The organism is Bradyrhizobium sp. SRL28 (assembly GCF_018596315.1).
Taxonomy (GTDB): domain Bacteria; phylum Pseudomonadota; class Alphaproteobacteria; order Rhizobiales; family Xanthobacteraceae; genus Bradyrhizobium.
The window spans coordinates 219983-245907 of the sequence record NZ_JAHEAG010000002.1 but is presented as its reverse complement, the minus strand read 5'-3'; the positions used below and the strand labels follow the sequence as shown (position 1 = coordinate 245907).

The 25925-nt window shown below is 62.0% G+C and carries 23 protein-coding genes; 11 read left to right on the top strand and 12 right to left on the bottom strand.

Going from position 1 to position 25925, the window contains the following annotated elements:
- Window positions 1–79 precede the first annotated feature (79 nt).
- Window positions 80–595: an Lrp/AsnC family transcriptional regulator gene (locus tag KIP88_RS05580; protein ID WP_214486859.1), complete on the top strand. Its 516-nt coding sequence runs from the start codon at window positions 80–82 to the stop codon at window positions 593–595.
- Window positions 596–699: 104 nt separating this feature from the next.
- Here KIP88_RS05580 and KIP88_RS05575 read toward each other — a convergent pair whose 3' ends face one another.
- Complete coding sequence (locus KIP88_RS05575; RefSeq protein ID WP_214486858.1) at window positions 700–1560, bottom strand: LysR family transcriptional regulator; 861 nt, start codon at window positions 1558–1560, stop codon at window positions 700–702.
- A gap of 109 nt (window positions 1561–1669) precedes the next feature.
- Between KIP88_RS05575 and mdcA the strand changes: the two genes are divergently transcribed.
- From mdcA to KIP88_RS05560, 3 genes are all read left to right on the top strand, one after another.
- Window positions 1670–3316, top strand: a complete 1647-nt coding sequence (mdcA, locus tag KIP88_RS05570) for a malonate decarboxylase subunit alpha (RefSeq protein ID WP_214486857.1) — start codon at window positions 1670–1672, stop codon at window positions 3314–3316.
- Window positions 3317–3329: 13 nt separating this feature from the next.
- Complete coding sequence (locus KIP88_RS05565) at window positions 3330–4634, top strand: malonyl-CoA decarboxylase (protein ID WP_214486856.1); 1305 nt, start codon at window positions 3330–3332, stop codon at window positions 4632–4634.
- A 64-nt stretch (window positions 4635–4698) separates the two neighbouring features.
- Entirely contained in the window at window positions 4699–5478 is a 780-nt protein-coding gene (locus KIP88_RS05560; RefSeq protein ID WP_214487288.1) for an alpha/beta fold hydrolase, read from the top strand.
- A gap of 104 nt (window positions 5479–5582) precedes the next feature.
- Here the strand turns inward: KIP88_RS05560 and KIP88_RS05555 are convergent, their stop codons facing one another.
- The 3 genes from KIP88_RS05555 to KIP88_RS05545 all read right to left on the bottom strand — a co-directional run bounded on the left by KIP88_RS05555 (window position 5583) and on the right by KIP88_RS05545 (window position 8470).
- The gene (locus KIP88_RS05555; protein ID WP_214486855.1) at window positions 5583–7304 is read right to left on the bottom strand and encodes a methanol/ethanol family PQQ-dependent dehydrogenase; all 1722 of its coding nucleotides are present in this window, start codon (window positions 7302–7304) and stop codon (window positions 5583–5585) included.
- Between the two features lie 72 nt (window positions 7305–7376).
- Window positions 7377–7964 (bottom strand): ubiquinol-cytochrome c reductase iron-sulfur subunit, encoded by a 588-nt coding sequence (locus KIP88_RS05550; RefSeq protein ID WP_214486854.1) that lies wholly within the window; start codon window positions 7962–7964, stop codon window positions 7377–7379.
- A gap of 242 nt (window positions 7965–8206) precedes the next feature.
- A complete protein-coding gene (locus tag KIP88_RS05545) occupies window positions 8207–8470 on the bottom strand; it encodes a hypothetical protein (RefSeq protein ID WP_214486853.1) in 264 nt (87 codons plus the stop codon).
- Between the two features lie 216 nt (window positions 8471–8686).
- Here KIP88_RS05545 and KIP88_RS05540 point away from each other — a divergent pair, with 216 nt between their 5' ends.
- The 4 genes from KIP88_RS05540 to KIP88_RS05525 all read left to right on the top strand — a co-directional run bounded on the left by KIP88_RS05540 (window position 8687) and on the right by KIP88_RS05525 (window position 13211).
- A complete protein-coding gene (locus KIP88_RS05540) occupies window positions 8687–9139 on the top strand; it encodes a (2Fe-2S)-binding protein (protein WP_214486852.1) in 453 nt (150 codons plus the stop codon).
- 2 nt (window positions 9140–9141) lie between these two features.
- A complete protein-coding gene (locus KIP88_RS05535) occupies window positions 9142–11460 on the top strand; it encodes a xanthine dehydrogenase family protein molybdopterin-binding subunit (RefSeq protein WP_214486851.1) in 2319 nt (772 codons plus the stop codon).
- Window positions 11461–11514: 54 nt separating this feature from the next.
- Complete coding sequence (locus KIP88_RS05530) at window positions 11515–11778, top strand: hypothetical protein (protein ID WP_214486850.1); 264 nt, start codon at window positions 11515–11517, stop codon at window positions 11776–11778.
- A gap of 527 nt (window positions 11779–12305) precedes the next feature.
- Window positions 12306–13211: an amino acid ABC transporter substrate-binding protein gene (locus KIP88_RS05525; protein WP_214486849.1), complete on the top strand. Its 906-nt coding sequence runs from the start codon at window positions 12306–12308 to the stop codon at window positions 13209–13211.
- A gap of 71 nt (window positions 13212–13282) precedes the next feature.
- On the opposite strand, the gene ald is transcribed toward KIP88_RS05525, so the two are convergent.
- Window positions 13283–14398 (bottom strand): alanine dehydrogenase, encoded by a 1116-nt coding sequence (ald, locus tag KIP88_RS05520; protein WP_214486848.1) that lies wholly within the window; start codon window positions 14396–14398, stop codon window positions 13283–13285.
- A 147-nt stretch (window positions 14399–14545) separates the two neighbouring features.
- Between ald and KIP88_RS05515 the strand changes: the two genes are divergently transcribed.
- Window positions 14546–15016 (top strand): Lrp/AsnC family transcriptional regulator, encoded by a 471-nt coding sequence (locus KIP88_RS05515; protein WP_214487287.1) that lies wholly within the window; start codon window positions 14546–14548, stop codon window positions 15014–15016.
- 48 nt (window positions 15017–15064) lie between these two features.
- Here KIP88_RS05515 and cbbX read toward each other — a convergent pair whose 3' ends face one another.
- The 7 genes from cbbX to KIP88_RS05480 all read right to left on the bottom strand — a co-directional run bounded on the left by cbbX (window position 15065) and on the right by KIP88_RS05480 (window position 23145).
- Window positions 15065–15958 (bottom strand): CbbX protein, encoded by an 894-nt coding sequence (gene cbbX, locus KIP88_RS05510; protein WP_214486847.1) that lies wholly within the window; start codon window positions 15956–15958, stop codon window positions 15065–15067.
- Between the two features lie 153 nt (window positions 15959–16111).
- Entirely contained in the window at window positions 16112–16531 is a 420-nt protein-coding gene (locus KIP88_RS05505) for a ribulose bisphosphate carboxylase small subunit (protein WP_214486846.1), read from the bottom strand.
- A gap of 12 nt (window positions 16532–16543) precedes the next feature.
- Window positions 16544–18004, bottom strand: coding sequence for a form I ribulose bisphosphate carboxylase large subunit (locus KIP88_RS05500; protein WP_214486845.1), 1461 nt, complete (start codon window positions 18002–18004; stop codon window positions 16544–16546).
- A 55-nt stretch (window positions 18005–18059) separates the two neighbouring features.
- On the bottom strand, window positions 18060–19145 hold the full coding sequence (gene fba, locus KIP88_RS05495; RefSeq protein ID WP_214486844.1) for a class II fructose-bisphosphate aldolase: 1086 nt from the start codon (window positions 19143–19145) through the stop codon (window positions 18060–18062).
- Window positions 19146–19182: 37 nt separating this feature from the next.
- Entirely contained in the window at window positions 19183–21222 is a 2040-nt protein-coding gene (gene tkt, locus KIP88_RS05490) for a transketolase (RefSeq protein WP_214486843.1), read from the bottom strand.
- Window positions 21219–22094 (bottom strand): phosphoribulokinase, encoded by an 876-nt coding sequence (locus KIP88_RS05485; RefSeq protein ID WP_214486842.1) that lies wholly within the window; start codon window positions 22092–22094, stop codon window positions 21219–21221. Before KIP88_RS05485 ends, tkt begins: the two co-directional genes overlap by 4 nt.
- Window positions 22095–22107: 13 nt before the next feature.
- Window positions 22108–23145, bottom strand: a complete 1038-nt coding sequence (locus KIP88_RS05480; RefSeq protein WP_214486841.1) for a class 1 fructose-bisphosphatase — start codon at window positions 23143–23145, stop codon at window positions 22108–22110.
- A gap of 148 nt (window positions 23146–23293) precedes the next feature.
- Between KIP88_RS05480 and KIP88_RS05475 the strand changes: the two genes are divergently transcribed.
- Complete coding sequence (locus KIP88_RS05475; RefSeq protein WP_214486840.1) at window positions 23294–24265, top strand: LysR family transcriptional regulator; 972 nt, start codon at window positions 23294–23296, stop codon at window positions 24263–24265.
- 335 nt (window positions 24266–24600) lie between these two features.
- Window positions 24601–25911, top strand: coding sequence for an ABC transporter substrate-binding protein (locus KIP88_RS05470; protein ID WP_214486839.1), 1311 nt, complete (start codon window positions 24601–24603; stop codon window positions 25909–25911).
- Window positions 25912–25925: the final 14 nt, after the last annotated feature.

The window sequence follows — 25925 nt, the reverse complement described above, 5'->3', positions numbered from 1 at the left end:
CGCCGAGTCAGCAGGTGAATTTCCCAATATTTTGTGAGATGGTCGTATCTTGCAGAAGAATCATCTGCATAGATCTGTGATGAAATCATCTTCCCTGGCGAAGCCGCGAACCAAGGCGGACCTCGACCTGATCGATCGAAAGATTCTTTCGATCCTCCGCAACGAAGGACGACTGACCGTAAATGAACTGGCCAATCGCGTCGGATTGTCGTCTTCGCCATGCTGGTCGCGGGTCAGACACCTGGAGGAGATCGGCGTGATCAAGCATTACTCGGCTGTCATCGACCACGTCGCCATCGGCCTGAAGGATATCGTCTTCATCGAAGTCACGCTGGACAAGCACGACGACAAGGTGCTCTCCCGGTTCGGCGACGCCCTTGCAAGAATCCCGGAAGTTATCGAGGCCAATCTCGTCACCGGCGAATACGACTATCTGGTCAAGGTAGCGGTCGCCGACACCACTCACTACGAGCGCTTTCTTCGGGAGAAGCTCTACCGGATCCAAGGCATCCGGCACACGCGATCGACCTTTTCGCTGCGGACCCTGAAGCTCGTGACTTCCGCCGATCCGCTGCTCGTCAATGCGAGTGTTTAACCCTCACCGCAGGCAAAGCGGGGCGACCGGCAGCCATGCCGACAAGAGCGCCGACGCACAAGCGGTTCTCATCCCCGAGACGCTGGATCAGTTCGCCGCTTATCTCAGATCGTCGGACGTGATGGCCCTTGTGCGAGCGTCTGGAGAGCCGCAGCGAGTGCCGCGGCGGCTTTGTCGGGTCGCGCCTTTTCGTAGATCGCGAACTCGAGGTCTGGAAGCCGCGGCAGGCCTTCCGCGGCACCGAGAATGCGCAAGCCCGCGATGACCGCGCTCGCGGGAAGCGGTGTAATGGCGAGGCCGGCAAGCGCCGCTGCCCGCAAGCCGGTGAGGCTCGGGCTGGTGAAGACGATCTCCCAGGTGAGGTCGCCGTCCTGAAGCGCGGCCAGCGCCGCCTCGCGCGATACGGACCGCTCGCGATAGAGCGCCAGCGGCAGCACCACCCCGGGAACGAAATCGAACGTGTCGGCCGCGACCCAGACCAGAGCTTCGCGCCACACCAGACGCCCTTTCGACGTGCCGAGCGGACGCTTGGCAAACACCACGTCGAGCCGTCCCGCATTGAGCTGTTCGATCAATGGCGCGCTGACGCCGATCTGCACCTCAAGCTTCACGCCGGGATGGAGCGCTGCAAAGCGGCTGAGCGCCGAAGGAAGCGAGCCGCCGGCGACCTCCTCGACTACGCCGAGACGCACCGTGCCGGACAGGCGCGGTGCCGCAAGGCGATGACGCGCCGCCTCCTCGAGTTGCAGCAGGCGACGGGCGTCGCCGAGCAGCATTTCGCCATCGTCGGTCAGCGCCACGCTCCGCGTCGTGCGGCGGAACAATGGGCGTTTGGTCTCGAGCTCGAGGCGCTTGATCTGCTGGCTTATCGTCGACTGCGTCAGGTTGAGCCGTTCGGCTGCGCGATGGAAACCGCCGCAATCGGCGACGGCAACGAAGGCGCGCAACAGCTCGAAATCCAGCATAATTGATCCATTATTACGATCAATGATATTATAAAATACCGTTTTTATAATCAATGGCAATCTCCTACGTTTCGCTTCGAAGGTAAGCAGCGAGCGAAGGAGCTTCACCATGTCAGACCCGTCCCGCCACAATCGCACCTCGCGCCTGGCGCGAGCCGCCGCGGTTAACGGCGTACGCGGAAAACTCTGCCCAGCGGAAGCCGCGACGCAGTTGCTGGAAGCGATCGTCGAGCCCGGCGACCGCGTCGCGATCGAAGGCGACAATCAGAAGCAGGCGGACTTCCTTGCGGCGGCGCTGGCGAAGGTCGATCCTGCACGCATCCATGATCTGCACATGGTGCAATCGGTCATCGCACTGCCCGAACATCTTGGTGTGTTCGAGCGCGGTGTCGCAAACCGCCTGGACTTCGCCTTTGCCGGACCGCAAAGCCGCAAGCTCGCCGAACTCGTCGCGTCGAAAGCGCTCAGGATCGGCGCAATCCACACCTATCTCGAACTCTACGCCCGCATGCTGGTGGACCTGACGCCCCAGGTCGCGCTCGTCGTTGCCGACAAGGCCGACCGCGATGGCAACCTTTATACCGGTCCAAACACAGAGGACACGCCCACCATCGTCGAAGCAGCGGCATTCCGCGGCGGCATTGTCGTGGCACAGGTGAACGAGATCGTCGATCGCCTGCCCCGTGTCGACATTCCCTCCGACTGGATCGATTTCGTGGTGCCGAGCCCAAATCCTTATCTGATCGATCCGCTCTTCACACGTGACCCTGCCAAGATCAGAAACGAGAACGTGCTGATGGCGATGATGGCGATTGCCGCGGTATACGAGCCTTACCAGGTGCAGCGTCTCAACCACGGCATCGGCTATGCCACGGCGGCGATCGAACTGATCCTGCCGACCTTCGGCGCTCAGCGCGGATTGAAGGGCAAGGTCGCCCGGCACTTCGTGCTCAACCCGCATCCGACCCTGATCCCCGCGATCGAAACCGGTTTCGTCGACAGCGTCTACTGCTTCGGCTCCGAACTCGGCATGGAACGCTACATCTCGAATCGAACGGACGTGTTTCCGGTAGGCGCCGACGGCAATCTCCGCTCGAACCGTGCCCTCGCCCAGGTCGCCGGCCAATACGCCTGTGACCTCTTCATCGGCGGCACGTTGCAGATCGATACAGCGGGCAACAGCTCGACAGCTACCAAGGACCGGATCACCGGCTTCGGCGGCGCGCCGAACATGGGCGCCGACGCGCGTGGCCGGCGCCACGACACGCCTGCCTGGCTGCGCGCTGGCCAGGAAGCAGGAGAGAGCCTGCGCGGACGCAAGCTCGTGGTGCAAATGGTGCAGACGCATCAGCCGAACGGCGCACCGAGCTTTGTCGAACGGCTGGACGCGTTCGACCTCGCAGTTTCCGCGGGCTTCGCGCTGCCGCCGGTGATGATCCATGGCGACGACGTCAGCCACGTCATCACCGAACGGGGCGTAGCCAACCTGTTGCGATGCCGGTCACCGCAAGAACGCGAAGCCGCCTTGCGCGCCGTTGCAGGCGACACCGATTTCGGCAGGCAACGGTCGCCTGAAGCAACCGATAACCTGCGCCGCCGCGGCATCGTGATGTTCCCCTCCGACCTCGGCATCGACGACGGAACAGCGACGCGCGACTGGCTCGCTGCCAAGACAATCGACGAACTGGTGACGGCCTCGCGTGGGCTTTACATGCCGCCGGCAAAATTCCGCCGAACCGTCGGTGCTGCTGCTTGAAATGGAGGCACCGATGACCCCAGCCAGTCAAATCCCAAGTGACCTGTCCAACGTCAGACCGGCACTGCTCGACCGCGCGAAGCAACTTGCAGCGACACTGCTGTCGGAGCGCGGCGAAGCGTCCGGCGCACTGGTCGCGCGCCAACTGCATGAGGTCCTGCGCGCGCTCGACCCTGACGATCGGCACGGCTTCCAGCGCTATCTCGCGACGGATTTTCAGCCCGACAGAGCGGCGCTGCGCGCGGCAGCGGAGCACTATCTCGCCGACAGCACGGCGGAAGCCGCGGCCGCCCTCGCCGAGGCCGTCGATCCGCCTCGGCAGGAATTGCTGCGGCGAATGAACATGGCGCCCGGGGGCACCAGCGCACTGATCGCGATGCGCAGCGAAATCACGCCGCGCCTGCGCGCCGAGCCCGAACTAAGACTGCTCGACGCCGACCTCAGGCATTTGTTCGCCTCCTGGTTCAACCGCGGCTTTCTCGAACTGCGGCGCATCGACTGGCAGTCGCCGGCCGCGGTGCTGGAGAAGCTGATCGCTTACGAGGCGGTACACGAGATCAAGGGTTGGGACGATCTGCGGCGCCGCCTTGCGCCCGACCGCCGCTGCTTCGCCTTCTTCCATCCCGTGCTGCCCGACGAGCCCTTGATCTTCGTCGAGGTCGCGCTGGTGGAGGGACTGGCCACCGCCGTGCAGCCGCTGTTGTCGCACGACACCGACGAAAATGTCCGGCGTGCACAGGCCGAGCGCGCCGACACCGCGATCTTCTACTCGATCTCCAACTGCCAGGACGGCCTGCGCGGCGTCTCCTTCGGCAATTTCCTGATCAAACAGGTGGTCGAGGAGCTGCAGGCTGAGTTTCCTGGATTGAAGCGCTTCTCCACGCTGTCGCCGGTGCCGGGTTTTCGGCGCTGGCTCGCCCAGCCGACCGCGGATGGTCGCAACCGCGGCGCAGACCTGTTGCCGGAAGCCGAGACCGACGGCTGGTGGCATGACCCGGCGCGGAGCGCAAAACTGCGCCCCGGCTTGATGCGGCTTTGCGCGCACTATCTGACGCGGCCATCCGTGCCCGGAAGCCGCATCGATCCGGTGGCGCGTTTTCATCTCGGCAACGGCGCGCGGCTCGAGCGAATCAACTGGCTCGGCGACACCGCGCCGCGTGCTATCGCGGAGTCCTTCGGCATCATGGTCAATTATCTCTACGACCATGACAGCATCGAGGACAACCACGAACACTTCGTCCGTGGCGATGCCATCGTGCGTTCGCATAAAGTCGATACGCTGCTTGCAGATACGGAGCTGCGGGGCTGCTCTGCTTGAGACAACGTAACGATGACCCCTACCAAGTCGTACTTCCAGTGACACCCCAAATGAAGGAGTAGACATCATGATAAGCCGACGCGCCTTTTCGACCGCCTTGCTTGCCGGTGCCGCAGCTTCGCTGGTCTCCACACGCGGCATGGCCGCAAGTGCAACTCCGGTAAAGGCACGCAATGTCGTGCTCGTGCACGGACTGTTCGCCGACGGATCGTGCTGGACCGAAGTGATTGCGCGATTACAGGCAGCGGGCCTCAATGCCACTTCCGTGCAAAACCCGTTGACTACGCTGCCCGAAGCGGTCGCTTCGGCCGAGCGCGTGCTGGCGCGCCAGGATGGCCCGACGGTTCTGGTTGGCCATTCGTTTTCCGGCATGATCGTCACGGAAGCCGGCGTGCATCCGAATGTTTCTGCGCTGGTCTATGTGGCGGCGCGCGCGCCGGATGCCGGTGAGGATTATACCGCTTTGGCCAAGACATTCCCGACGCCGCCAGCGAGCGCGGGGATCGTGTTCGACGGCGATGAAGGACGTCTTTCCGAAGAAGCCTTCTTGCGTGATTTCGCGGGCGACCTGCCCGCAGCAAAGGCAAAGGTTCTTTACGCGGTGCAGCAGCCGTTCCATAAGGCCCTGCTTACCGGCAAGACTGCGCACGCGGCATGGCGAACGAAGCCGAGTTACTACGCCGTCTCAACGGAAGATCGCACCATTAATCCCGACCTTGAGCGCTTCATGGCCAAGCGGATGGGAGCCAAGACCATCGAGGTGAAGGCCAGTCATCTCTCTCTGATTTCACAGCCCGAGGAAATCACGCGGCTCATCCTCGAAGCCGCGGGACAGCAAGCTTGACGAAACCGTGCATGCAAGGTCGGCAAAGGACGTCATGAAACGTGACGCGCAGCGGCGCCTGGCCACTTCCTGTGCGGCGGCCAGGCGCCGGATCTTTCTCGCAGTCATTTCTTGACGGCGAACACCCAAACGACGCCGCCCTGCGGCACGTTGTTCTCCAGGCCAGGCACCTTGCCCACCAATGCGTCTTGGATGCGCTGTGCGTCTACGCCCCAGCCCGACTGGACGGCGATGTACTGCGTGCCGTCCACCTCATAGGCGATCGGCATGCCCACGATCCCGGAGTTGGTCTTTTGCTCCCAAAGCAGTTCACCGGTCTTGGCATGGAAGGCGCGGAACATCCGGTCGTTGGTCCCACCGACAAAGATGAGGTCGCCGGCGGTAGCGGTCACCGAACCGAACAGTTGTGACTTCGGGAAATTATGCGACCAGACCTTCTTGCCCGTGGCCGGATCCCACGCCTGCAGTTCACCAAAGTGGGTAGCGCCCGGACGGGGCGTCAAGCCGATATCTTCGGCCTTGGTGCCGAGCCAAAGCTTGCCGGGAACGAGCGGCACTTTTTCGCCGGAAAAGCCGCCGCAGAAATTCTCGTTGGCGGGAACGTAGACCAATTTGGTATTCTGACTATATGCCGCCGACGGCCAATCCTTGCCGCCCCACAGGGACGGACAGAATTCAACCCGCTTGCCGATTCCCGGCTTGTGGGCGGAATCGGCAATCGGCTTGCCGTTCGGATCGATACTCTTCCAGACGTTGGTATAAACGAAAGGCCAGCCGGCGACGTATTTGATGCCCTCCGGCTTGCGCTCGAGCACCCAGAAGATCGCGTTGCGTCCCGGATGGATCAGACTCTTGATGGTGCGGCCGTCCCTTTGCAGGTCGATCAGCATGGGGGCGTCGACCTCGTCCCAGTCCCAGGAATCGTTTTGATGGTACTGGAAGTACGATTTCATCTTCCCGCTGTCGGGATCGAGAGCGAGCACCGATGTCGAGTAGAGATTGTCGCCGGGGTGGGTTTCGCCCGGCCAGGGCGCGGCGTTGCCGGTGCCCCAGTAGACCGTTCTGGTGTCCACATCGTAGGTGCCTGTCATCCAGGCAGGCGCGCCCCCCGTTTTCCAGTCGTCGCCGCTCCACGTTTCATGACCCGGCTCGCCCGGGCCGGGAATGGTGAAGGTTCGCCACAGCTCCTTGCCCGTGTCGGCATCGTAGGCAACGATATAACCGCGGATGCCGAATTCGCCGCCGGAACCGCCGACGATCACCTTGCCGTCGACAACCAGCGGCATCAGGGTCAAATACTGCCCCTTCTTGTAGTCCTGAACCTTGGTATCCCAGACCACTTTGCCGGTCTTGGCATCGAGCGCGACCAGATGATCGTCCGTCGTGGCGAGGTACAGCTTGTCCTGCCACAATCCTACGCCGCGGTTGGTCGGGTGCAATTGAAAGAGGTCTTCGGGAAGCTGGCGCTTGTATCGCCAATACTCGTCGCCGGTCTTGGCGTTGAGTGCGATCACCTGCCCTTCCGGCGTTGAGACGAACATCACGCCATTGTTGATGATCGGCGGGGCCTGGTGTCCTTCGACCACACCGGTCGAGAACGTCCACACCGGAACTAGGTTTTTCACGTTGGAGGTATTGATCTGATCGAGCGTGCTGTATCCTTGGCCGTCATAGGTCCGACGATAATGCATCCAGTTGCCGGGTTCGGGATTCTTGAGTCGATCGGCAGTCACCGGGCTGTAGTTTTCGATCGGGCCGGCGGCGGCAATCGAAACGAGGCATGTGGACGCGAGCAAACCCGACAAAAGCCATTGCTTCAAGGCCATAGCGCAACCTCCCCTTTGTTTTCATCTCACGAATTCTGTTTTTCCTTGTCGTGGATCGACGGCGGGCCGCCGTCATCTGGCCTGCTGCGCACCTACCTTTCCAATAAATGTTGCGGCCACTGTCAGTGGGCCGTCGTCCGCCACCAACGGAAGCGCCGGCAGACGCCGGGGCGCCGGTCCGAACACAACTTGCGCGCTTTGCCTGGGATCAAATTCCGAATTGTGGCAGACGCATTTGAACACATCCTTGTCGCTGGATGCAGCTTTCACCCATGCGGTGATCGGACAGCCCGTGTGGACGCAGATTGCCGAATAGGCCACGACGCCGCCGGCCGCACGCGAGCGCGTATCTTCATCCAGCTCGGCCGGGTCCAGTTTGACGACGAGCACCTCGTTCAGGCGCGAGCCCTTGCGGACAACGGATGTGTTGGGATCCTTTGGCCAGGCCCGCACCGGCGGTCCACCGGCTTTCAGATCCTGCGGCTTGATCACTTCGCCCGCGCGGTCCCCTTCGGCGAAAACCAGAACGTCGGCTCTCTGAGGCCGCTCGTTACTGCCTGGCGCATCTTCCTCGGCGATGGAGGACCTGGCCGACGCCAGGCAAGCGCCGGTAGCGAGAGCGGTCAGAATGAGTGCGCGCCGCGTCGGATCCTGACACATCGCTGTCGCGAGCTCCGCGTCTGTGCTTGTGATCGACGTTGTGGGCTGATCGGATTTGCACATGACACAAACTGAAGGAGGGAGTCGGTCAAAAGAAAGGCGACGAACAAATTTGTCTTTTGCGCAATTCCCCTACCAGTTGCATCGGCGATTCAGGGAAAAGCCAGCAATAGTAAGCCTCCATCGCATTTCATGCGATCATCACTGCAGCTTGTCGCCTCATGCGTATTTCGCAGAACAGCTCAGCCTTCGGTTATGTGCGGTGCGTTATCGCGCATGCGGCCAAGATCGAGAATTGCAGAGTCGGTGCGAAGCGTCGGTGAACGTCGGTGGCCGTTGCGTGCAAATCGTGAAAGCTCATGCTGCGCCGGGCGAGTTGAACGATCCTGCGTCTCGTCATGACAACGACGTTCAGGTTTGACGACAATTTCTTTTGCTTGTAGCCGCTGCGTCAGCGTTACTGACCAAATGCAATTCTTTGCCGGTGCCCCGCTTTCGACAAACATGCGGACGCAAATGTAGAACGCCTTGTGGCGGCCGATCCGCCAACCGCGGCCTACTGAACAACAGCCAAATAATAATGATCAGGAGGATGGCTCAAAGAAATCCCAGCCAGACGAGACAGCCAGGAATTTCGAAGCCACGGCGTTGAGCGGTGAGCCGTAACGTTTTCGCTCACGTCGGAGCTACCATCAGCAGCTTACGAAGAGCGAGGATCTATCATGATTACTTTGAAGATTAACGGCCAGCAAAAGAACTGGGATGGCGATCCCGATCTTCCACTCCTCTGGTTTCTCCGGGATGAAGCCGGATTGACGGGTACGAAATATGGCTGCGGCCAGGCGCTTTGCGGCGCCTGCACCGTGATCGTCGACAAGCAGGCGATACGCGCTTGCATCACATCGGTATCCGACGTGGTCGATCGGGAGGTCACGACGATCGAAGGTCTTCACCCCACCGGGGATCACGCGGTTCAGAAGGCCTGGCGCCAGCTCAACGTCCCGCAATGCGGCTTTTGCCAGGTCGGCCAGATCATGCAGGCGGCCGCGCTGCTGTTGGAAAATCCAAAACCCAACCACGATCAGATACGCGAGGCGATGGCGGGCAATATCTGCCGCTGTGGCTGCTATCAGCGCATCGAAAACGCGGTTCACCTCGCTTCGACGGGGGTCTGACCATGAACATGTCAACCAATCCCAAAAAACTCCGTGGCTTTGAGCGATACGTCAAAGTCGACAACGTTTCACGCCGCAGCATCCTGAAGGGCCTCGGGCTGGCCGGTGGCTTCGTTTTGGCCGCCCCCGTGATGTCACGCCCCGGCTTTGCCGCGTACAAGACCGGTGCGGGCGAGATGCCGCACGGTACCGTGGTGGACCCGCGCGTGTTCGTCGCGATCGCACCGGACGGCATTGTCACGATCGTCGCGCACCGCGCCGAGATGGGAACCGGCGTCCGCACCAGCCTGCCGATGATCGTTGCCGAAGAGATGGAGGCGGACTGGTCGCGCGTTCGCATCCAGCAGGCGCATGGCGACGAGGTCAAATTCGGCAACCAGGATACCGACGGATCGCGCAGCACGCGTCACTACCTGATACCGATGCGCCAGATCGGCGCTTCGGCCCGCACGATGCTCGAAGGCGCAGCGGCGAAACGCTGGGGTGTGCCGGCGACCGAAGTGAAGGCGGTCAATCACGAGGTCGTCCACAGCGCGAGCGGACGCCGCATTGGCTTTGGCGACCTGGCAGCCGATGCCGCCAAGCAATCGGTGCCGAGTGTCGAAGGCCTGAGGCTGAAAGACCCAAAGGATTTCCGCTATCTGGGCAAAGGCCAGATCAGCATGGTCGATCTGCGCGACATCACGGTAGGCACCGCGCGCTACGGCGCCGACGTCCGCCTGCCCGGCATGAAATACGCCGTCATTGCCCGGCCGCCGGTGACCGGGGGCAAGGTCGCGTCGTTTGACGGGGCGGCGGCGATGAAAGTTTCCGGCGTCGAGAAGGTCATGGAAGTCAAGGGCTGGCCGTGGCCTTCAAAATTCCAGCCGCTCGGCGGCGTTGCGGTGATCGCGCGCAACACCGGCGCGGCGATCAAGGGCCGCGACGCCCTGAAGATCGTCTGGGACGATGGCGCCAATGGCAAATACGAGTCGGTCGCCTACCGGGCCGAACTGGAGGCAGCCGCGCGGAAGCCCGGCCTCGTGGTACGCAAGGAGGGCGACGTAGAAGCCGCCTTGAAGGGCGCCGACAAGGTGATCGTGGGTGAATACTATCTGCCGCATCTCGCCCATGTCGCCATGGAGCCGCCGGTTGCAGTCGCGGACGTCAAGGGCGACAAGGCGGAGATCTGGGGACCGGTGCAAAGCGCGGGCGGAACGCGCGAGGACGTCGCTAAAACGCTTGGCATTCCCCAGGAGAATGTCACCGTCAACGTCACCCTGCTCGGCGGCGGCTTCGGGCGCAAGTCGAAGTGCGATTTCGCCATCGAAGCCGCTCTGCTTTCAAAGGAACTCGGCGCTCCCGTAAAGGTGCAATGGACTCGGGAAGACGACATTCGCAACGGCTTCCTGCACACCGTCTCGGTGGAACGCATCGAGGCCGGCCTCGACAAGAGCGGCAAGGTGACGGCCTGGCGGCATCGCAGCGTTGCGCCGAGCATCGCCTCGACCTTTGCCGCTGGTGCACTGCATCAGGCGCCGTTCGAACTCGGCATGGGGCTGGTCGACATGCCCTTTGAGATCGCCAATGTCCAGTGCGAGAATCCGGAAGCGGCCGCGCGTACACGCATCGGCTGGTTCCGCTCGGTATCGAATATCCCGCGGGCCTTTGCGGTGCAGTCCATGGTCGCTGAACTCGCACAGGCGACTAAACGCGATCCAAAGGATATGCTGCTGGAGTTGATCGGATCTCCGCGGATCGTCAAGCTCGATTCCGTGAAAGACCTCTGGAACTATGGCGAGCCCTATGACAGCTATCCGATCGATACCGCGCGTCTGCGCAAGGTCGTCGAGCTGGTCGCGGAGAAAGGCGGCTGGGGCCGGTCCATCCCCAAGGGACACGGGCTCGGCATTGCCGCGCATCGCAGCTTCGTCAGCTATATCGCGACGATCGTCGAGGTAGCCGTTGACGACAAGGGCAAGCTCACCGTCCCCCGAGTCGATACCGCCATCGATTGCGGAACCTACGTCAATCCGGAGCGCATCCAGTCGCAGATCGAGGGCGCCGCGATCATGGGCCTGAGCCTCGCCAAACACGGCGCGGTTACCTTCAAGGATGGCAAGGTGCAACAGGGCAATTTCGACGATAGTCCATTGCTCCGGATCGACGAGTCCCCGGCCGTCACGAACGTCTACATCGTACCTCCCGGCCCCGACACGCCGCCCAGCGGCGTTGGCGAGCCGGGCGTGCCGCCCTTTGCGCCGGCGCTGATCAACGCGATCTTCGCCGCGACCGGCAAGCGCATCCGCGCACTGCCGATCGGCAAGCAATTGGAGGCGTAAAGGGAACGTTAGACCGGACGGGCCGTTTCCTTGATCTGAGAGGAGTTCAGATCGATGAAACCCAACTCAACGGCGCTCGCGGTGTCGCTACTGTCGAGCGTGCTTCTATTGAATACGCAGGCGGCGACCGCTCAAACGACGTCGCCGCCGAGCGCGACCGCAACGCGGCCGGCCACGACACCGCCCGGGCAAACCTCCCTGCCAAACGAAAGCCCGCCGGCCACGACAACCCAGACCACCGGCGAAGCCAGTCGCGATCCCGTGGTAAAGAAAATGAACGAGGACGAGAAACAGAAGGTCGATACCAAAGGCAAGTAGCTCCAGCACGCGTAGCCAGGAGCAATAAAAGGGGCGGCGAACATTCGTTGGCCGCCCTTTTTTCATCTCTGGTACTGGGTAGCAGGCGCAATGCCTGCCAATCACTTCTTGGACGGCGAACATCCAGACGAGGCCGCCCCGCGACACGTTGTTCTCGACACCTGCATTATTGTGGGTCGCCAACGTATCCTGGATGCGTTGCCCCTGCGAGCCGCGGCCCATTGTACTTTGCATGGGGTTGTTTTGGCGATTTTGTGTCGGGGCCCTGCGGTGTACCGCCGAAGAGTACCTGCACTGCGTCCCGGACACGAGATCGTTAGTGCTTCGCGCTAACGGCTAATCGATTCGACTCCAACCCATCCCGCTCCAGGCTAAATCCGGCTAAGCTGCAGCGCCCGTCGGCAATACAACTTTGATATAGCCGGTTTTCACAGTCACTAATTCAGCAATGATGGCTGATCGACTACGGTCGCCCGCTATCGACCATCCGTTCGGTCGCCGCTCACGGCTCTATGAGGTCCACCATAATGCGCCTGCCATTGACCATGCTCGCCGTTGTCCTGATCACCGTCCCTGCGCACGCAAGCGAGCTGACCGGGACGCTGCAGAAAGTCAAGGAGACGAACAGGATCGTACTCGGCTTCCAGGAAGCTTCGGTGCCCTTCAGCTATCTCGACGGGAATCAGAAGGCGATTGGATACGCCGTCGATATCTGCATGAAAATCGTGGACGCGGTGAAACGCGAATTGAAGCTTTCCAGCCTTGACGTCGAGACGAGTCCCGTCACGTCGTCCAACCGCATTCCACTCATGATGAACGGCACCGTCGATCTCGTCTGTTCCGCCACCACCAACAATGCGGAGAGGCAGCGCCAGGTGGCGTTCACGAATTCACATTTTCTGTCCGCAACCCGGTTTGCCGCGCGAAAATCCGACAACATCACCGCGATCGACCACCTCAAAGGCAAACCTGTTGTCGCGGTGGCGGGCTCGACCAACATGGTACAGCTCAATCAGGTGAATGCCGCACGTAATCTCGGCATCTCGCCGCTGGCCGCAAAGGATCAGGCGGAAGCATTTCTCATGCTGGAGACCGGCCGCGCCGCCGCCTACGTTCTCGATGACGTGCAACTCGCCGTCGCTATCGCAAGATCGAAGGACCCGTCCGCCTACATTATCAGCGAAGAAGCCTTCTCCAAGGCCGAACCCTACGGGATCATGCTGCGCAAGGATGATGCAGCTTTCAAGGCCGTGGCAGATCGTGCGACCGCGGAACTTTACCGAAGCCCGGGGATCGAGACGATTTACAAAAAGTGGTTCGAATCGCCGGTCCCGCCCAACGGGCTCAATTTCAAGACTCCGATGACGGCGGTGCTGCGCAACGCATACGCGCATCCATCGGATAGCCCGGACCCCGCAAGCTACGAGCGCTGACGATATGCCGCCGCAGAAGCCGCTGCCTGAGGCTTCACACGGCCCTGCTCTCGCCTGTCAGCCGGCGGGCTTCACGCCGCCAGAACTTTCTCGGGCGCCGCCGCGGGCAAATTCTGGCTGTCGGCGACTGCGCGGTTGGTGATCTGCCCGCGGTGCACATTGAGCCCGGCGCGTAGATGCGGATCTTCGATCAGCGCGCGGATGCCCTTGCCGGCCAGCGCAAGGCCGAACGGCAGCGTGGCATTGTTGAGCGCGTGGCTCGACGTCACCGGAACGGCGCCGGGCATATTGGCGACGCAATAATGCACGATCTCGTCGACGAGATAGGTCGGCGCCTGATGGGTCGTCGGCCGCGACGTCTCGAAGCAGCCTCCCTGGTCGATCGCGACATCTACCAGCACAGCGCGGCGCTTCATGCGGGCGAGATGCGCGCGGGAGACGAGTTTCGGCGCGCTGGCGCCCGGCACCAGCACCGCGCCAATGACGACGTCAGCGCCGATGATCTCCTCCTCGATCGCTTCCAGCGTCGCGTAGCGCGTGCGAACCCGACCAAGGAACATCTCGTCCAGGATACGAAGCCGCGGTAGCGAGCGGTCAAGGATGACGATATCGGCGCCAAGACCGGCCGCCATCCTGGCGGCATGGGTGCCGACCACGCCGCCGCCGATCACGGCAATCCTGCTCGGAGCGACGCCGGGCACGCCGCCGATCAGCTTGCCCATACCGTCCGCCGATTTTCGCAAGGCGGCGCCCGCCGCCTCGATCGCCAGCCGTCCCGCCACCTCGCTCATCGGCGCCAGCAGCGGGAGCCCGCCATGGGCGTCCGTCACCGTCTCGTAGGCAATCGCGGTGCAGCCAGATGCGAGAAGCCCCTTGGTCTGCGCGGTGTCCGGCGCCAGGTGCAGATAGGTGAAGAGGATCTGGTTCTCGCGAAGCTGGCGCCATTCCGCCGGCTGCGGTTCCTTGACCTTGACCACCATGTCGGCGGTCGCGAAGATCTCGGCTGCCGTGTCCACAATCGCTGCGCCGGCCGAGCGGTAGATATCATCGCTGGCGCCAATGCCGAGCCCGGCGCCCTGCTCGACGATCACGTCGTGTCCATGCGCCACATATTCCCGCACCGAAGCCGGCGTCAAACCAACGCGATATTCCTCGACCTTGATTTCCCTGGGCACACCGATCCGCATCGCCTTGCTCCTGCATTGGAAGCTGCTGTCCGACGCCAGGAAACTACGCTTGAACGCGCAACGCTTCTCTGCGAATTGCGGCTTGCCGGGAGAAGTTTACGCATATATTCTGCGCATGAACACTAAATATTAGAGAATAGTGGCGTGATCGAGCTAGATCGCATTGATCTTCGGATTCTGGCTGAGTTGCTCTCCGATGCGAGGGCGAGCCAGATCGAGCTCGCCGAAAAGGTCGGGCTGTCGCCGACCGCCTGCGCGCGTCGCATTCGTCAGCTCGAGGAAACCGGCATCATTCGCGGCTATCGGGCCGACCTCGAACCGACCGCCCTCGGGCTCGTCACGACGGTTGTCGTCACCATTACGCTGGAGAAACAGAGCGAGGAATATCTCGCCGCGTTCGAAGCAGCGATCGCCCGTTGTCCCGACGTGGTGTCCTGCCACCTGATGTCGGGCAGCGATGACTATCATCTGCAGGTGATCGCGCGTGACATCGCGGACTTCGAGCGGATCCACAAGCAGCATCTGTCGCGGATGCCCGGCGTCGCGCGCATCCATTCGAGCTTTGCGATGCGCGAAGTGGTTCGCAGGGCGATCCCTGAAACGGCGTTACAGCGTTAGCTCCAACCGATCGTGTCCGTCTATCCCGACACCCGGAGAAGGTGGGCTCTAACCCGCTTCGGCGGATTTTCCGCCCTTCCCGAACACGCGGCTCGCCAGCACGTCCGACGCCTCGATCGACCTGATATCGTCCGCTGTCAGGACATGATCGAGATCGGCGACGAGGCGGTTGGCCTGGCGCAACCGCAGGCGATCCAGCGCGTTGCGGATCGAGCGTGCGTTGGAGAACAGCGGCTGGTTCTTGCGCAATGCGATATAACGAACAAACTCCGCTCGCGCATCCGGCGTGAATCCGTAGTTCATGTCACGCAGCATCAGTTCTGCGATGGCGAGCAGCTCATCGTCGGCATAATCCGGAAAGTCGATGTGGTGCGCGATCCGCGAGCGGAAGCCGGGATTGCTGGCGAAAAACTTGTCCATGCGGTCGCCGTAGCCGGCGAGGATCACGACCAGGTCCTCGCGCTGCGATTCCATCACCTGCAGCAGGATCTCGATCGCCTCCTGGCCGTAGTCGCGCTCGTTGTCGGGCCGGTGCAGATAATAGGCCTCGTCGATGAACAGCACGCCGCCCATCGCCTTCTTCAGGATTTCCTTGGTCTTCGGCGCGGTGTGACCGATATATTGCCCGACCAGTTCGTCGCGCGTGACCGACACCACCTGGCCGCGGCGTACGAAACCCAGCCGGTGCAGGATGCTGGCGATCCGCAGCGCCACCGTCGTCTTTCCGGTGCCGGGGTTTCCCGTAAACGACATATGCAGCGTCGGTGCTTCCGACGCCAGTCCCATGCGCTTGCGGATACGTTCGATCAGAAGCAGCGACGCAATCTCGCGGATACGCGTCTTTACCGGCTTCAAGCCGATTAGTTCGCGGTCGAGCTGCGAGAGGATCTCCTCAATGCCGACGGTTTCGAGTTCATCGCGCAAGTTGACCGCTTCAGTCATTGGGGCGGTATCCAGGTCCATCTGCTAAACCTCAATGCGCTGCACGCGTTGTTTCGGAAAAGACTCCGTCGCCGCTTGCGCAGCGACGGAGCAGTGCATCCGGCAGACGCAGGCACGTTCAGGGAGAACTCGCCCGCCGGATCGAACGCATGCCTAACCGTAGCGCCGGCCCTCCGGACGATCCGCGGCGTATGATGTGGTCGTGTAGCGGATGTTGCGGCCGGCCATTTCGCGCCGCTCCAGGCGGAAGCTAGGTTCCTCCTTCGGCCGGTTGACGATGAAGGACAGCCGCACCGATTCCCAGCCGTGACTGGAATCGAATGCCGACAGGCGGATATAGCGGTCGCCATACACTTTGCGGCATTCTTTCAACTCCATCATCACGCCGGCGGCGTCGCGGAGGTCGAACATCGGCAATCCCCACATTTCCCAGAAATGGTTACGGGGATGCGGGTCATCGGTGAATTCGATGTTCACCGCCCAGCCCTGTTCCAGGCAATACTGGACCTGGCGGGAAATCTGCTCGTCGGTGAGATCGGGCAGGAACGAGAAGCAGCCTTGGGTTACGCGCATGATTTGCTCTCCTTACATCGCGACCGAGGGCGTGGGGACGTAGTCCGGCATGTCGGTCGATTCATAGTTGAAGGTGACGTCCTTCCAGACCTCGAGCGCCGCCTTCAATGGTGTGCAGGTCTCTGCCGCCTTGGCGAGAATCTCCGGGCCCTCGTGCAGATAGTCGCGGCCTTCATTGCGCGCGAGGATCATCGCTTCCAGAGCCACGCGGTTAGCGGTGGCGCCGGCCTGGATTCCCATGGGATGGCCGATGGTGCCGCCGCCGAACTGCAGGATCACATCTTCGCCGAGATGATCGAGCAGCTGATGCATCTGGCCGGCGTGAATTCCGCCCGACGCCACCGGCATCAGCTTGTTGAGGCTCGCCCAGTGCTGGTCGAAGAAGACGCCGTGCTCCAGCCGCGCCGGGTTATAGTCCTCGCGGCAGATGTCGTAATAGCCGCGCGTGGTCGCGGGATCGCCCTCCAGCTTGCCGACCACGGTGCCGGCATGGATGTGATCGACACCGGCGAGCCGCATCCATTTCGCGATGACGCGGAACGAAACGCCGTGGCTGCGCTGCCTCGTATAGGTCGAGTGCCCTGCCCGGTGCAGATGCAGGATCATGTCGTTGCGGCGCGCCCATTTGGCCATCGACTGGATCGCAGTGTAGCCGATCACGAGATCGATCATGATGATGACCGAGCCAAGCTCCTTGGCGAACTCGGCACGCTCGTACATGTCCTCCATGGTGCCGGCGGTGACGTTGAGATAAGTGCCTTTGATCTCGCCAGACGCAGCCTGCGCCTTGTTGACGGCTTCCATGCAGTAGAGGAACCGCTCCCGCCAATGCATGAACGGCTGTGAGTTGATGTTCTCGTCGTCCTTGGTGAAGTCGAGCCCGCCCTTCAGCGCCTCATAGACCACGCGTCCATAGTTGCGTCCGGACAGGCCGAGCTTTGGCTTCACGGTGGCACCAAGCAGCGGTCGACCGAACTTGTCCATCCGCTCGCGCTCGACCACGATCCCGGTCGCCGGGCCCTGGAATGTCTTCACGTACGCTACGGGCAACCGCATGTCCTCAAGCCGCAACGCTTTCAGCGGCTTGAAGCCGAACACGTTGCCGATGATGGAGGCCGACAAATTGGCGATCGAACCGGGCTCGAACAGATCGATGTCGTAGGCGATGTAGGCGAAATACTGCCCCGGTGAATTCGGCACGGGATCGACCCGGAAGCATTTGGCGCGGTATTTCTCCGCCGCCGTCAGCCGGTCGGTCCAGACCACCGTCCATGTCGCGGTCGAGGATTCGCCGGCCACCGCTGCGGAGGCTTCGATCGGATCGACACCGTCCTGCGGCGTAACCCTGAAAAGCGCGATGACGTCGGTGTCCTTCGGAACGTAATCGGGCTCCCAATAGCCCATCTTCTTGTATTCCATGACGCCGGACTTGTAGCGATCCTTGCCGCGAACGGTCATCGAATGCATGTTCATGTTGCTCTCCTCAGGTGGTGTGCGGCGATTGGTTGGGATCGAGGCGGTCATCAGTTCATTCGGCGGCATCGGCCATTCCTCCCATGCGTGGATCGAGCGCGCCCGAACGGTAGCGCTTGGCCATCTCGGCCAACGGAATGACCTTGATCCGCGAGGCGTGGCCTGCGGTGCCGAACTGCTCGAAGCGTTCGCGGCAGAGATCGCGCAAGCTATCCATTGCCGGCTTCAGGAATTTGCGCGGATCGAATTCGTTTCTGTTTTGCGTCGCCACCTTGCGGAACGCCGCGGTCATCGCCAGCCGGCAGTCCGTGTCGATATTGACCTTGCGGACGCCGTGCTTGATGCCACGGACGATTTCCTCGACCGGCACACCCCAGGTCTGCGGCATCTCGCCGCCGAACTGGTTGAACGCATCCTGCAGCGGCTGCGGCACCGACGACGAGCCGTGCATCACCAGATGCGTGTTGGGCAGCCGGCGATGGATTTCCTCCACCACCCGCATCGCAAGAATATCGCCGTCCGGCTTGCGCGAGAATTTATACGCGCCGTGCGAGGTCCCCATCGCAATCGCCAGCGCATCGACCTTGGTGGCGCGAACGAAGTCGACCGCCTGGTCGGGATCGGTCAGCAGTTGTTCGTGGCTGACCTCGCCTTCGACGCCATGGCCGTCTTCCTGTTCACCGCCGCCATGCTCCAGCGAGCCGAGCACGCCCAGTTCACCTTCGACCGAGGCGCCGATCCAGTGCGCCATGTCGACCACGCGGCGGGTGATATCGACGTTGTATTCATAATCCGCCGCAGTCTTCGCATCGGCTTTCAGCGAACCATCCATCATGACGGAGGTGAAGCCGTGCTGAAGCGCGGTGGCGCAGGTCGATTCCTCGTTGCCATGGTCCTGATGCAGGCAGAGCGGGATCTGCGGATGCATCTCCTCCAGCGCGTCGATCATCTTCGCCAGCATGATATCGTTGGCATAGGAGCGCGCGCCCCGCGAGGCCTGGATGATCACGGGCGCATCGACGGCCGCCGCCGCGTCCATGATCGCGAGCCCCTGCTCCATATTGTTGATATTGAATGCCGGCACGCCGTAGCCGTGCTCGGCGGCATGATCCAGCAATTGTCTCAGCGTGATTCTGGCCATCGGCGCCTCCATTCGTTCCCTGGCATTTTGTTCGGCATCATGAGTAAGTTGTCTCCATTCTCGTTCGGGCGAGACAACGCATGGCAGCCGTCGCAACGGCCTCCGGCGTGATGCCAAACTCCCGATAGAGAGTTTCCGCCGGCGCCGAGGCGCCGAAGCCCGTCATGCCGACGAATTCGCCGCCATCGCCAAGCCAGCGCGCCCAGTCGCCCTCGATCGCGGCTTCGACACCGACCCTCGGCACGCGACCCAGAACGGCGGTGCGGTATTCGCGGGATTGCCGGCGAAACAGCTCGAAGCACGGCGCCGAGACGACCGCGGCACGGACGTTGTCTTTCTCCAGCAGCTTGACCGCCTCAAGCGCGATCGATAGTTCGGAGCCGGTCGCGATCAAGGTGACGTCGCGCTCCTCCTCCGGTTCGACGACGACGTAGGCGCCAAACGCGACCAGATTGGTTTCGTTGGTCTCTTCGCGGAATGTCGGGAGCGCCTGCCGGGACAGGCACAGCACCGACGGAGTGCTATCTGCCCGCAACGCGCAATCCCATGCCTCCGCCGTCTCGACCGCATCGCCCGGGCGGAACACCAGCAGGTTCGGTATCGCCCGCAGCGATGCCAGATGCTCGACCGGCTGATGCGTTGGACCGTCTTCGCCCAGCCCGATCGAGTCATGCGTCATCACATGGATGACGCGGATCCCCATCAACGCGGCCAACCTGATCGCAGGGCGGCTGTAATCTGCAAAGCTGAGAAACGTCCCGCCATATGGGATGAAGCCGCCATGCAGTGCGATCCCGTTCATCGCGGCCGCCATGGCATGCTCACGGACGCCGTAGTGGATATAGCTGCCATCGAAGGCATCGGGCCGCACCGACTGCTGCGTCTTTGCGCGCGTCAGGTTCGAATGGGTCAGGTCGGCCGAGCCACCAAGCAGATTGGGCAGCGCTTCCGCGATCACGTCGATCACCAGTTGCGACGCCTGCCGGGTCGCGATTTTCGGCCGTTCGGTGCCGAACCGGGTCCGTATCCGCGCCATCACGTCGACATACCCACAGGGCAGCTTTCGATTCAGCGCGTCATGAAACGGCGACCGTCCTGTCGAACTGAGGCGTCTGCTGCGCTCGATCCATGCCCGCCGCGCTGCATATCCTTGTGCGCCAATTTCACGCCAGGCATCGGTTACGGCCCCTGGAATCTGAAATGGCGCGTGCGGCCAATCCAACGTGCTGCGCGTCTTCTCGACTTCATCCGCACCGAGCGGCGCGCCATGCGCCTTTTCCGTCCCCTGACGGTTGGGCGCGCCGAAACCGATCACCGTGCGGCAGGCAATCAGGGATGGCCGGCTGTCGTTCCGGGCCTGCCGGATCGCTGCAGCAATCGCTTCGGGATCATGGCCATCGATCCGGGTCGCCGACCAACCCGACGCCTTGAAGCGCGCGAGCTGGTCATCCGAGCACGACAGCGATGTCGATCCGTCGATCGAGATTTCGTTGTCGTCATACAGCACGATCAGCCGGCTGAGCCCGAGATGTCCTGCCAGCGAAATCGCTTCCTGGCTGATGCCCTCCATCAAACAGCCGTCGCCGGCGATCACATAGGTGTGGTGATCGACAAGATCGTCGCCGAAGCGCGCATTCATCAGGCGTTCCGCCAGCGCCATGCCGACTGCGGTAGCGATCCCCTGCCCCAGCGGCCCCGTGGTCGTCTCCACGCCGGGCGTATGCCCGTACTCCGGATGGCCAGGGGTTTTCGATCCCCACTGCCGGAACGCCTTCAGCTCGTCCGTCGTCACGCCTTGGTAGCCGGTCAAATGCAGCAACGCATACAGCAGCATCGAGCCGTGACCGGCTGACAATACGAACCGGTCGCGATCCGGCCACGCCGGATCGGCGGCGTCGAACTTAAGGAAGCGCGAAAACAGCACGGTGGCGACATCGGCCATACCCATCGGCATGCCGGGATGGCCCGACTTCGCGTTTTCGACGGCGTCGATGGCCAGAAAGCGGATCGCGTTCGCCATTTCAGCATGCGAGACGACCGGCTGGGTGGCGATACGGGACAGGGCGGAATCGTTCATAGCGTGCGCCTCTTGCGTTCCATCAGTTGCAGGATCAGCGGGGTGAGGATGAGCTGCATCGCGAGATCGAGCTTCGATCCGTGGATCACGATCGAATTGGCCCGCGACATGAAACTGTTCGGAATCATCGACAGCAGGTAGGGAAAGTCGATGCCGCGCGGATTTTTGAGCCGGATCACCACCATCGATTCGTCGGGCGTCGGTATCCAGCGCGCGATGAACGGGTTCGACGTGTCGACCGTCGGCACGCGCTGGAAGTTGATGTCGGTTTCGGTGAATTGCGGGCAGATGTAATTTATATAGTCCGGCATCCGCCGCAGGATGGTATCGGTGACCGCCTCGGCGGTGTAGCCGCGGTCGCTGCGGTCGCGATGCAGCTTCTGGATCCACTCCAGATTGATGACGGGAACGACGCCGATCTTGAGATCGGCATGCTGCGCGATATTGACCTTGTCGGTCACGACAGCGCCATGCAGACCTTCATAGAACAACAGATCCGACTTTTCGGGCAACGGCGTCCATTCGGTGAATGTGCCCGGGTCTGCGCCATAGAGCTTGGCCTCGTCATGATCGTGGACATAGTGCCTGACGGTTCCGGTCCCGGACTCGCCGTAGTCGCGGAACAACTTCTCCAGCTCCTCGAACAGGTTTGTTTCCGGGCTGAAATGGCTGAAATGCTTGTTGCCGCGCTCGGCCTCCTCAGCCATTTTTGCGCGCATCTCAAAGCGGTTGTAGCGGTGGAAGGCATCGCCCTCGACATAGGCGGCCGCGACCTTTTCGCGGCGGAAGATGTTTTCAAACGTCTTCTTCACCGAGGTCGTGCCGGCTCCGGATGATCCGGTAATCGATATGATGGGATAGCTGCGCGACATCTGCTCTTTCCGGTCAGCGAAACAGGCCGCGCCGCGCGAACAGCGGCGCGTCGCTATTGTCGAACATCGGCTCGATACCTTCATGAATGGCCGCAACGTCGCGAACGCTGCGCATCGACCCCATGATCAACGGCACCCGCTGGTGCGGCGTTTTCGCCGAAAGTTCGAGAATGCGCCGGCGGCCGGTGGACGCGGCCCCGCCCGCCCACTCCATCACGAGGGCCATCGGATGCGCTTCGTAAAGCAGGCGAAGACGTCCGTCGCGATATCCCGGGCGCGCATCCGCCGGATACAGGAACACGCCGCCACGGACGAGAATACGAAGCGACTCCGCGACCAGCGAGCCGATCCAGCGCATATTGAAATCGGTCGAACCGTTGCCGCTGGTGCCGGCGAGGCAATCGTCGATATAGGCCCGCACCGGCCCATGCCAGTGTCGCTGGTTCGACGCGTTGATGGCAAACTCAGGCGTGTTGGGCGCAATCCTCACGCGGCGCGCGATCAGCAGGAATTCCCGGGCACGCCTGTCCAGAATGAAGATGTCGACACGCTCGTCGAACGCCAGAACCAGCGTGGTCTGAGGGCCGTAGACCACGAAACCTGCGGCACACTGCGCCGTCCCAGGCTCGAAGAAAGTGGAGATGATATCGTTGCCGCGCGAACGAATCGAAAAGATGGTTCCAACCGAGATGTTGTTCTCGAGGTTGGCCGATCCGTCGAGCGGGTCGATGGCGACGCAGAGCGACGCCTCGGCATTGAGCACTTCAGGCAGTTCCAGTTCCTCGGACAGGACGGCAGCGACCGGGGTGGCACGTAACGCTGTGCGCATCATCGCGTCGGCGGCGAGGTCGATATCCTTCTGATGGTCGCCGTCGGAATTGACGCCACGGGTTCGCCCGGTAATGCCCGCCAACGGTCCGTCGGCGATAAGATCAGAGAGGCCGATCGCCGCAGCGGCAATCGCCTCGATCACGGCGGCCACGGCCGGGCCGGTCGGCGTCTCCGACCCTGCATGGTCGAGATGCGAGCATAGGGTTATGCGTGCGTCCATGGCCGTTCCCCGATTGGCGCCCTCTTCGGGGCCACCCAACGCGTCATGCCATCAGGCACTCCGCGCTCCAAGAACAACCCAATTTGCAAAATTAGTGAAATTTTCTTATCTTTGGGTTTGGCAAAGTTTTTCTTATGTTGGTGGACCCATGGCAGGCAGGTTTCCGCGGGAATTGACCATTCGCCAACTGCGCGCGCTCGCAGCCGTTCACCGGGATAGGTCGGTTACCGCCGCCGCCAAACACCTGCATCTCACGCAGCCGGCCGTCACGCTGCAGATCCGCAATCTGCAGGAGCTTGCAGGTTTGCCGCTGATCCAGCGCACCAGTGATGGTATGCTGTTGACCGATGCCGGGCGCGAGGTGCTCTCGCTCTCCGAGCGTATCGAAGCAGCGATTGCGGACTGCGAGACCTCGCTCGAGATGATGGCGGGAAAGACTGCGGGCCGCATTTCGATCGGCGCCGTCAGCACCGCGAAATATTTCGTGCCGTTCATGATCTCCGGATTCTCAAAACGCCATCCGAACATCGATGTCACACTCTCGATCGGAAACCGGCAGGAGATCGGCGAGGCGCTACGCGGCTATGATCTCGATTTCGCGATCATGGGCCGTCCACCGGCTGATATCGACATGGACGTTCACCCGATCGGCGATCATCCCCATGTCATCATCGCGCCGACGAGCCATCGCCTGGTGCGAAAATCCCGCATCCCGCTGAGCCACCTGGCTGACGAAACATTCCTGACCCGCGAACCCGGCTCGGGCACGCGCGGCCTGATGGAGCAACTGTTCGAAACGGCGCGAATTCGGCCGAAAATCGGCATGGCGATGAGCAGCAACGAGACGATCAAGCAGGCAGTGATCGCGGGTCTCGGAATTGCATTCATTTCGGCGCACACGGTTGCTACCGAACTCGACGAGCGGCGGCTGGTGACGCTCGACGTGGTTGGTCTTCCCGTCATCAGGCAATGGTTCGCCCTTTCCCGAAAGGACAAGATCCTGCTGCCGCCGGCACGCGCCATGCTGGAATTCCTCAGCGCGCGAGGCGCGCAATTCCTGCCGCGAACCCAAGGCAGGATAAGGATCACCCGCACGTCGGCACGCGGCAGACGCCGATAGCGCGATATGCGAATGCCGACGGACTGGCTGAACGCCAAACTCGTCAGCCCGGCGCTCCAACACAGAGATGCGCTGGAGCCTCTTGAACATGATGGCCACGCATCGCGCTCTCGATTGAAAACCAAACTGGCGAAACAAAGTTCGCATCCTCCCTCCGCTATCAGACTTTAGTTGGTGAGCCCTGCCGCCCTTGCCTGCCTGGCCACACGTTTCCGCAGCCGTGAGCGGCCCATGACGCGCGCGCGCAGGTTGACTTCCGTCCGTATTCTCCAAATACTTGACCGAGAACTGGAAGAACCAGTCCCGGCGATAATAATAATCAGTGGGAGGACACGATGCCGACTTCACGCAGAACGCTGCTGAAGACTTCTGCGGCTGCTGCCGCCGCATTCAGCCTCGATTGGACCCGCGCGCAAGCACAAGCCGAGACGGTGCGCATCGGCCTGATCTACGACTTGACCGGGCCCTTTGCCGCCGGTGGATCGGTCGCCTCCTCGATCGGTGCGCAGATCGCCATCGACCTCGTCAACGAGAAGGGTGGCATCGGTGGCAAGTACAAGGTCGCCCCGATCGCCGCCGATTCCCAGAGCAAGCCCGACGTTGCGATCAATGAGGCCAATCGCCTGATCGACCAGGAGAAGATCGACATCATCAACGGCGTTTATGCGAGTTCGCACGCGGTCCCGCTCGCGGCCAAAGTCGAGCAGCAGAAGAAGATCCTCTGGATCACGACCGCGGTTTCGACCGCCGTGTTCAAGGACAAGAACCTGCAGTATGTGTTTCGCGCGCAAATCCACTCCGACCAGTATGGCCAGGCCTTCGCGGGCTTCATCAGCGAACACGCCAAGGCCAAGCTCGGCATGGAGCCCAAGGACGTCAAGGTCGCGCTGATCCACGAGGACGGCCCCTATGGGGTCGGCGTTGCCGCTGCCGACGAGGCATATTCCAAGGAGGCCGGCCTTCAGGTCGTGCTCAGGGAAGGCTATTCAGCGTCCGCACCCGACCTCTCGGTGCTGGTGACAAAGCTCAAGCGTGCCCGGCCAGATGTCATTTCGCACGCGGGATACAACCCTGATATCACCCTGTTCCTGCGCCAGGCACGCGAGAACGGCCTCAAGTTCAAGATGCTGTTCGGCGCCGGCGCCGGCTATAGCCAGCTCGACAAGCTGCGGGCGACGTTCGCCGCGGACATCGACAATTTCTGCAATATCGATCCGGTGCCCGCTCAATTGCTCGATGCTTCGAAACTCGCGCCCGGGATCGGCGACCTCACCAAGATCATGGTCGCGCGCTACAAGGAGAAAACCAGCGCGACCGACGTTCCGCCGCACTGTTCGATGGGATTCAACCAGACCTGGGTCCTGCTCAACAGCGTGCTACCCGTGGCAAAAGAGAAATACGGCGGCTTCGATCCCGAGGCCATTCGCAAGGCGGCGCTCGACGTGGACATCCCGCCAGGCGGCACCATCCAGGGCTACGGCGTCAAATTCTATCGGCCCGGCACGCCGCTCTCAGGTCAGAACGAGCGCTCGACCCCGGTCGTGATGCAGAATGCCGGCGAGCATATCTCGGTGGTTTGGCCGACCAATATAAGGACGCAGGACCCGGTCTTCCCGCTGCCGAAATCGTCGGTGTACGCCGCCTGACGCGGGAGTGACGA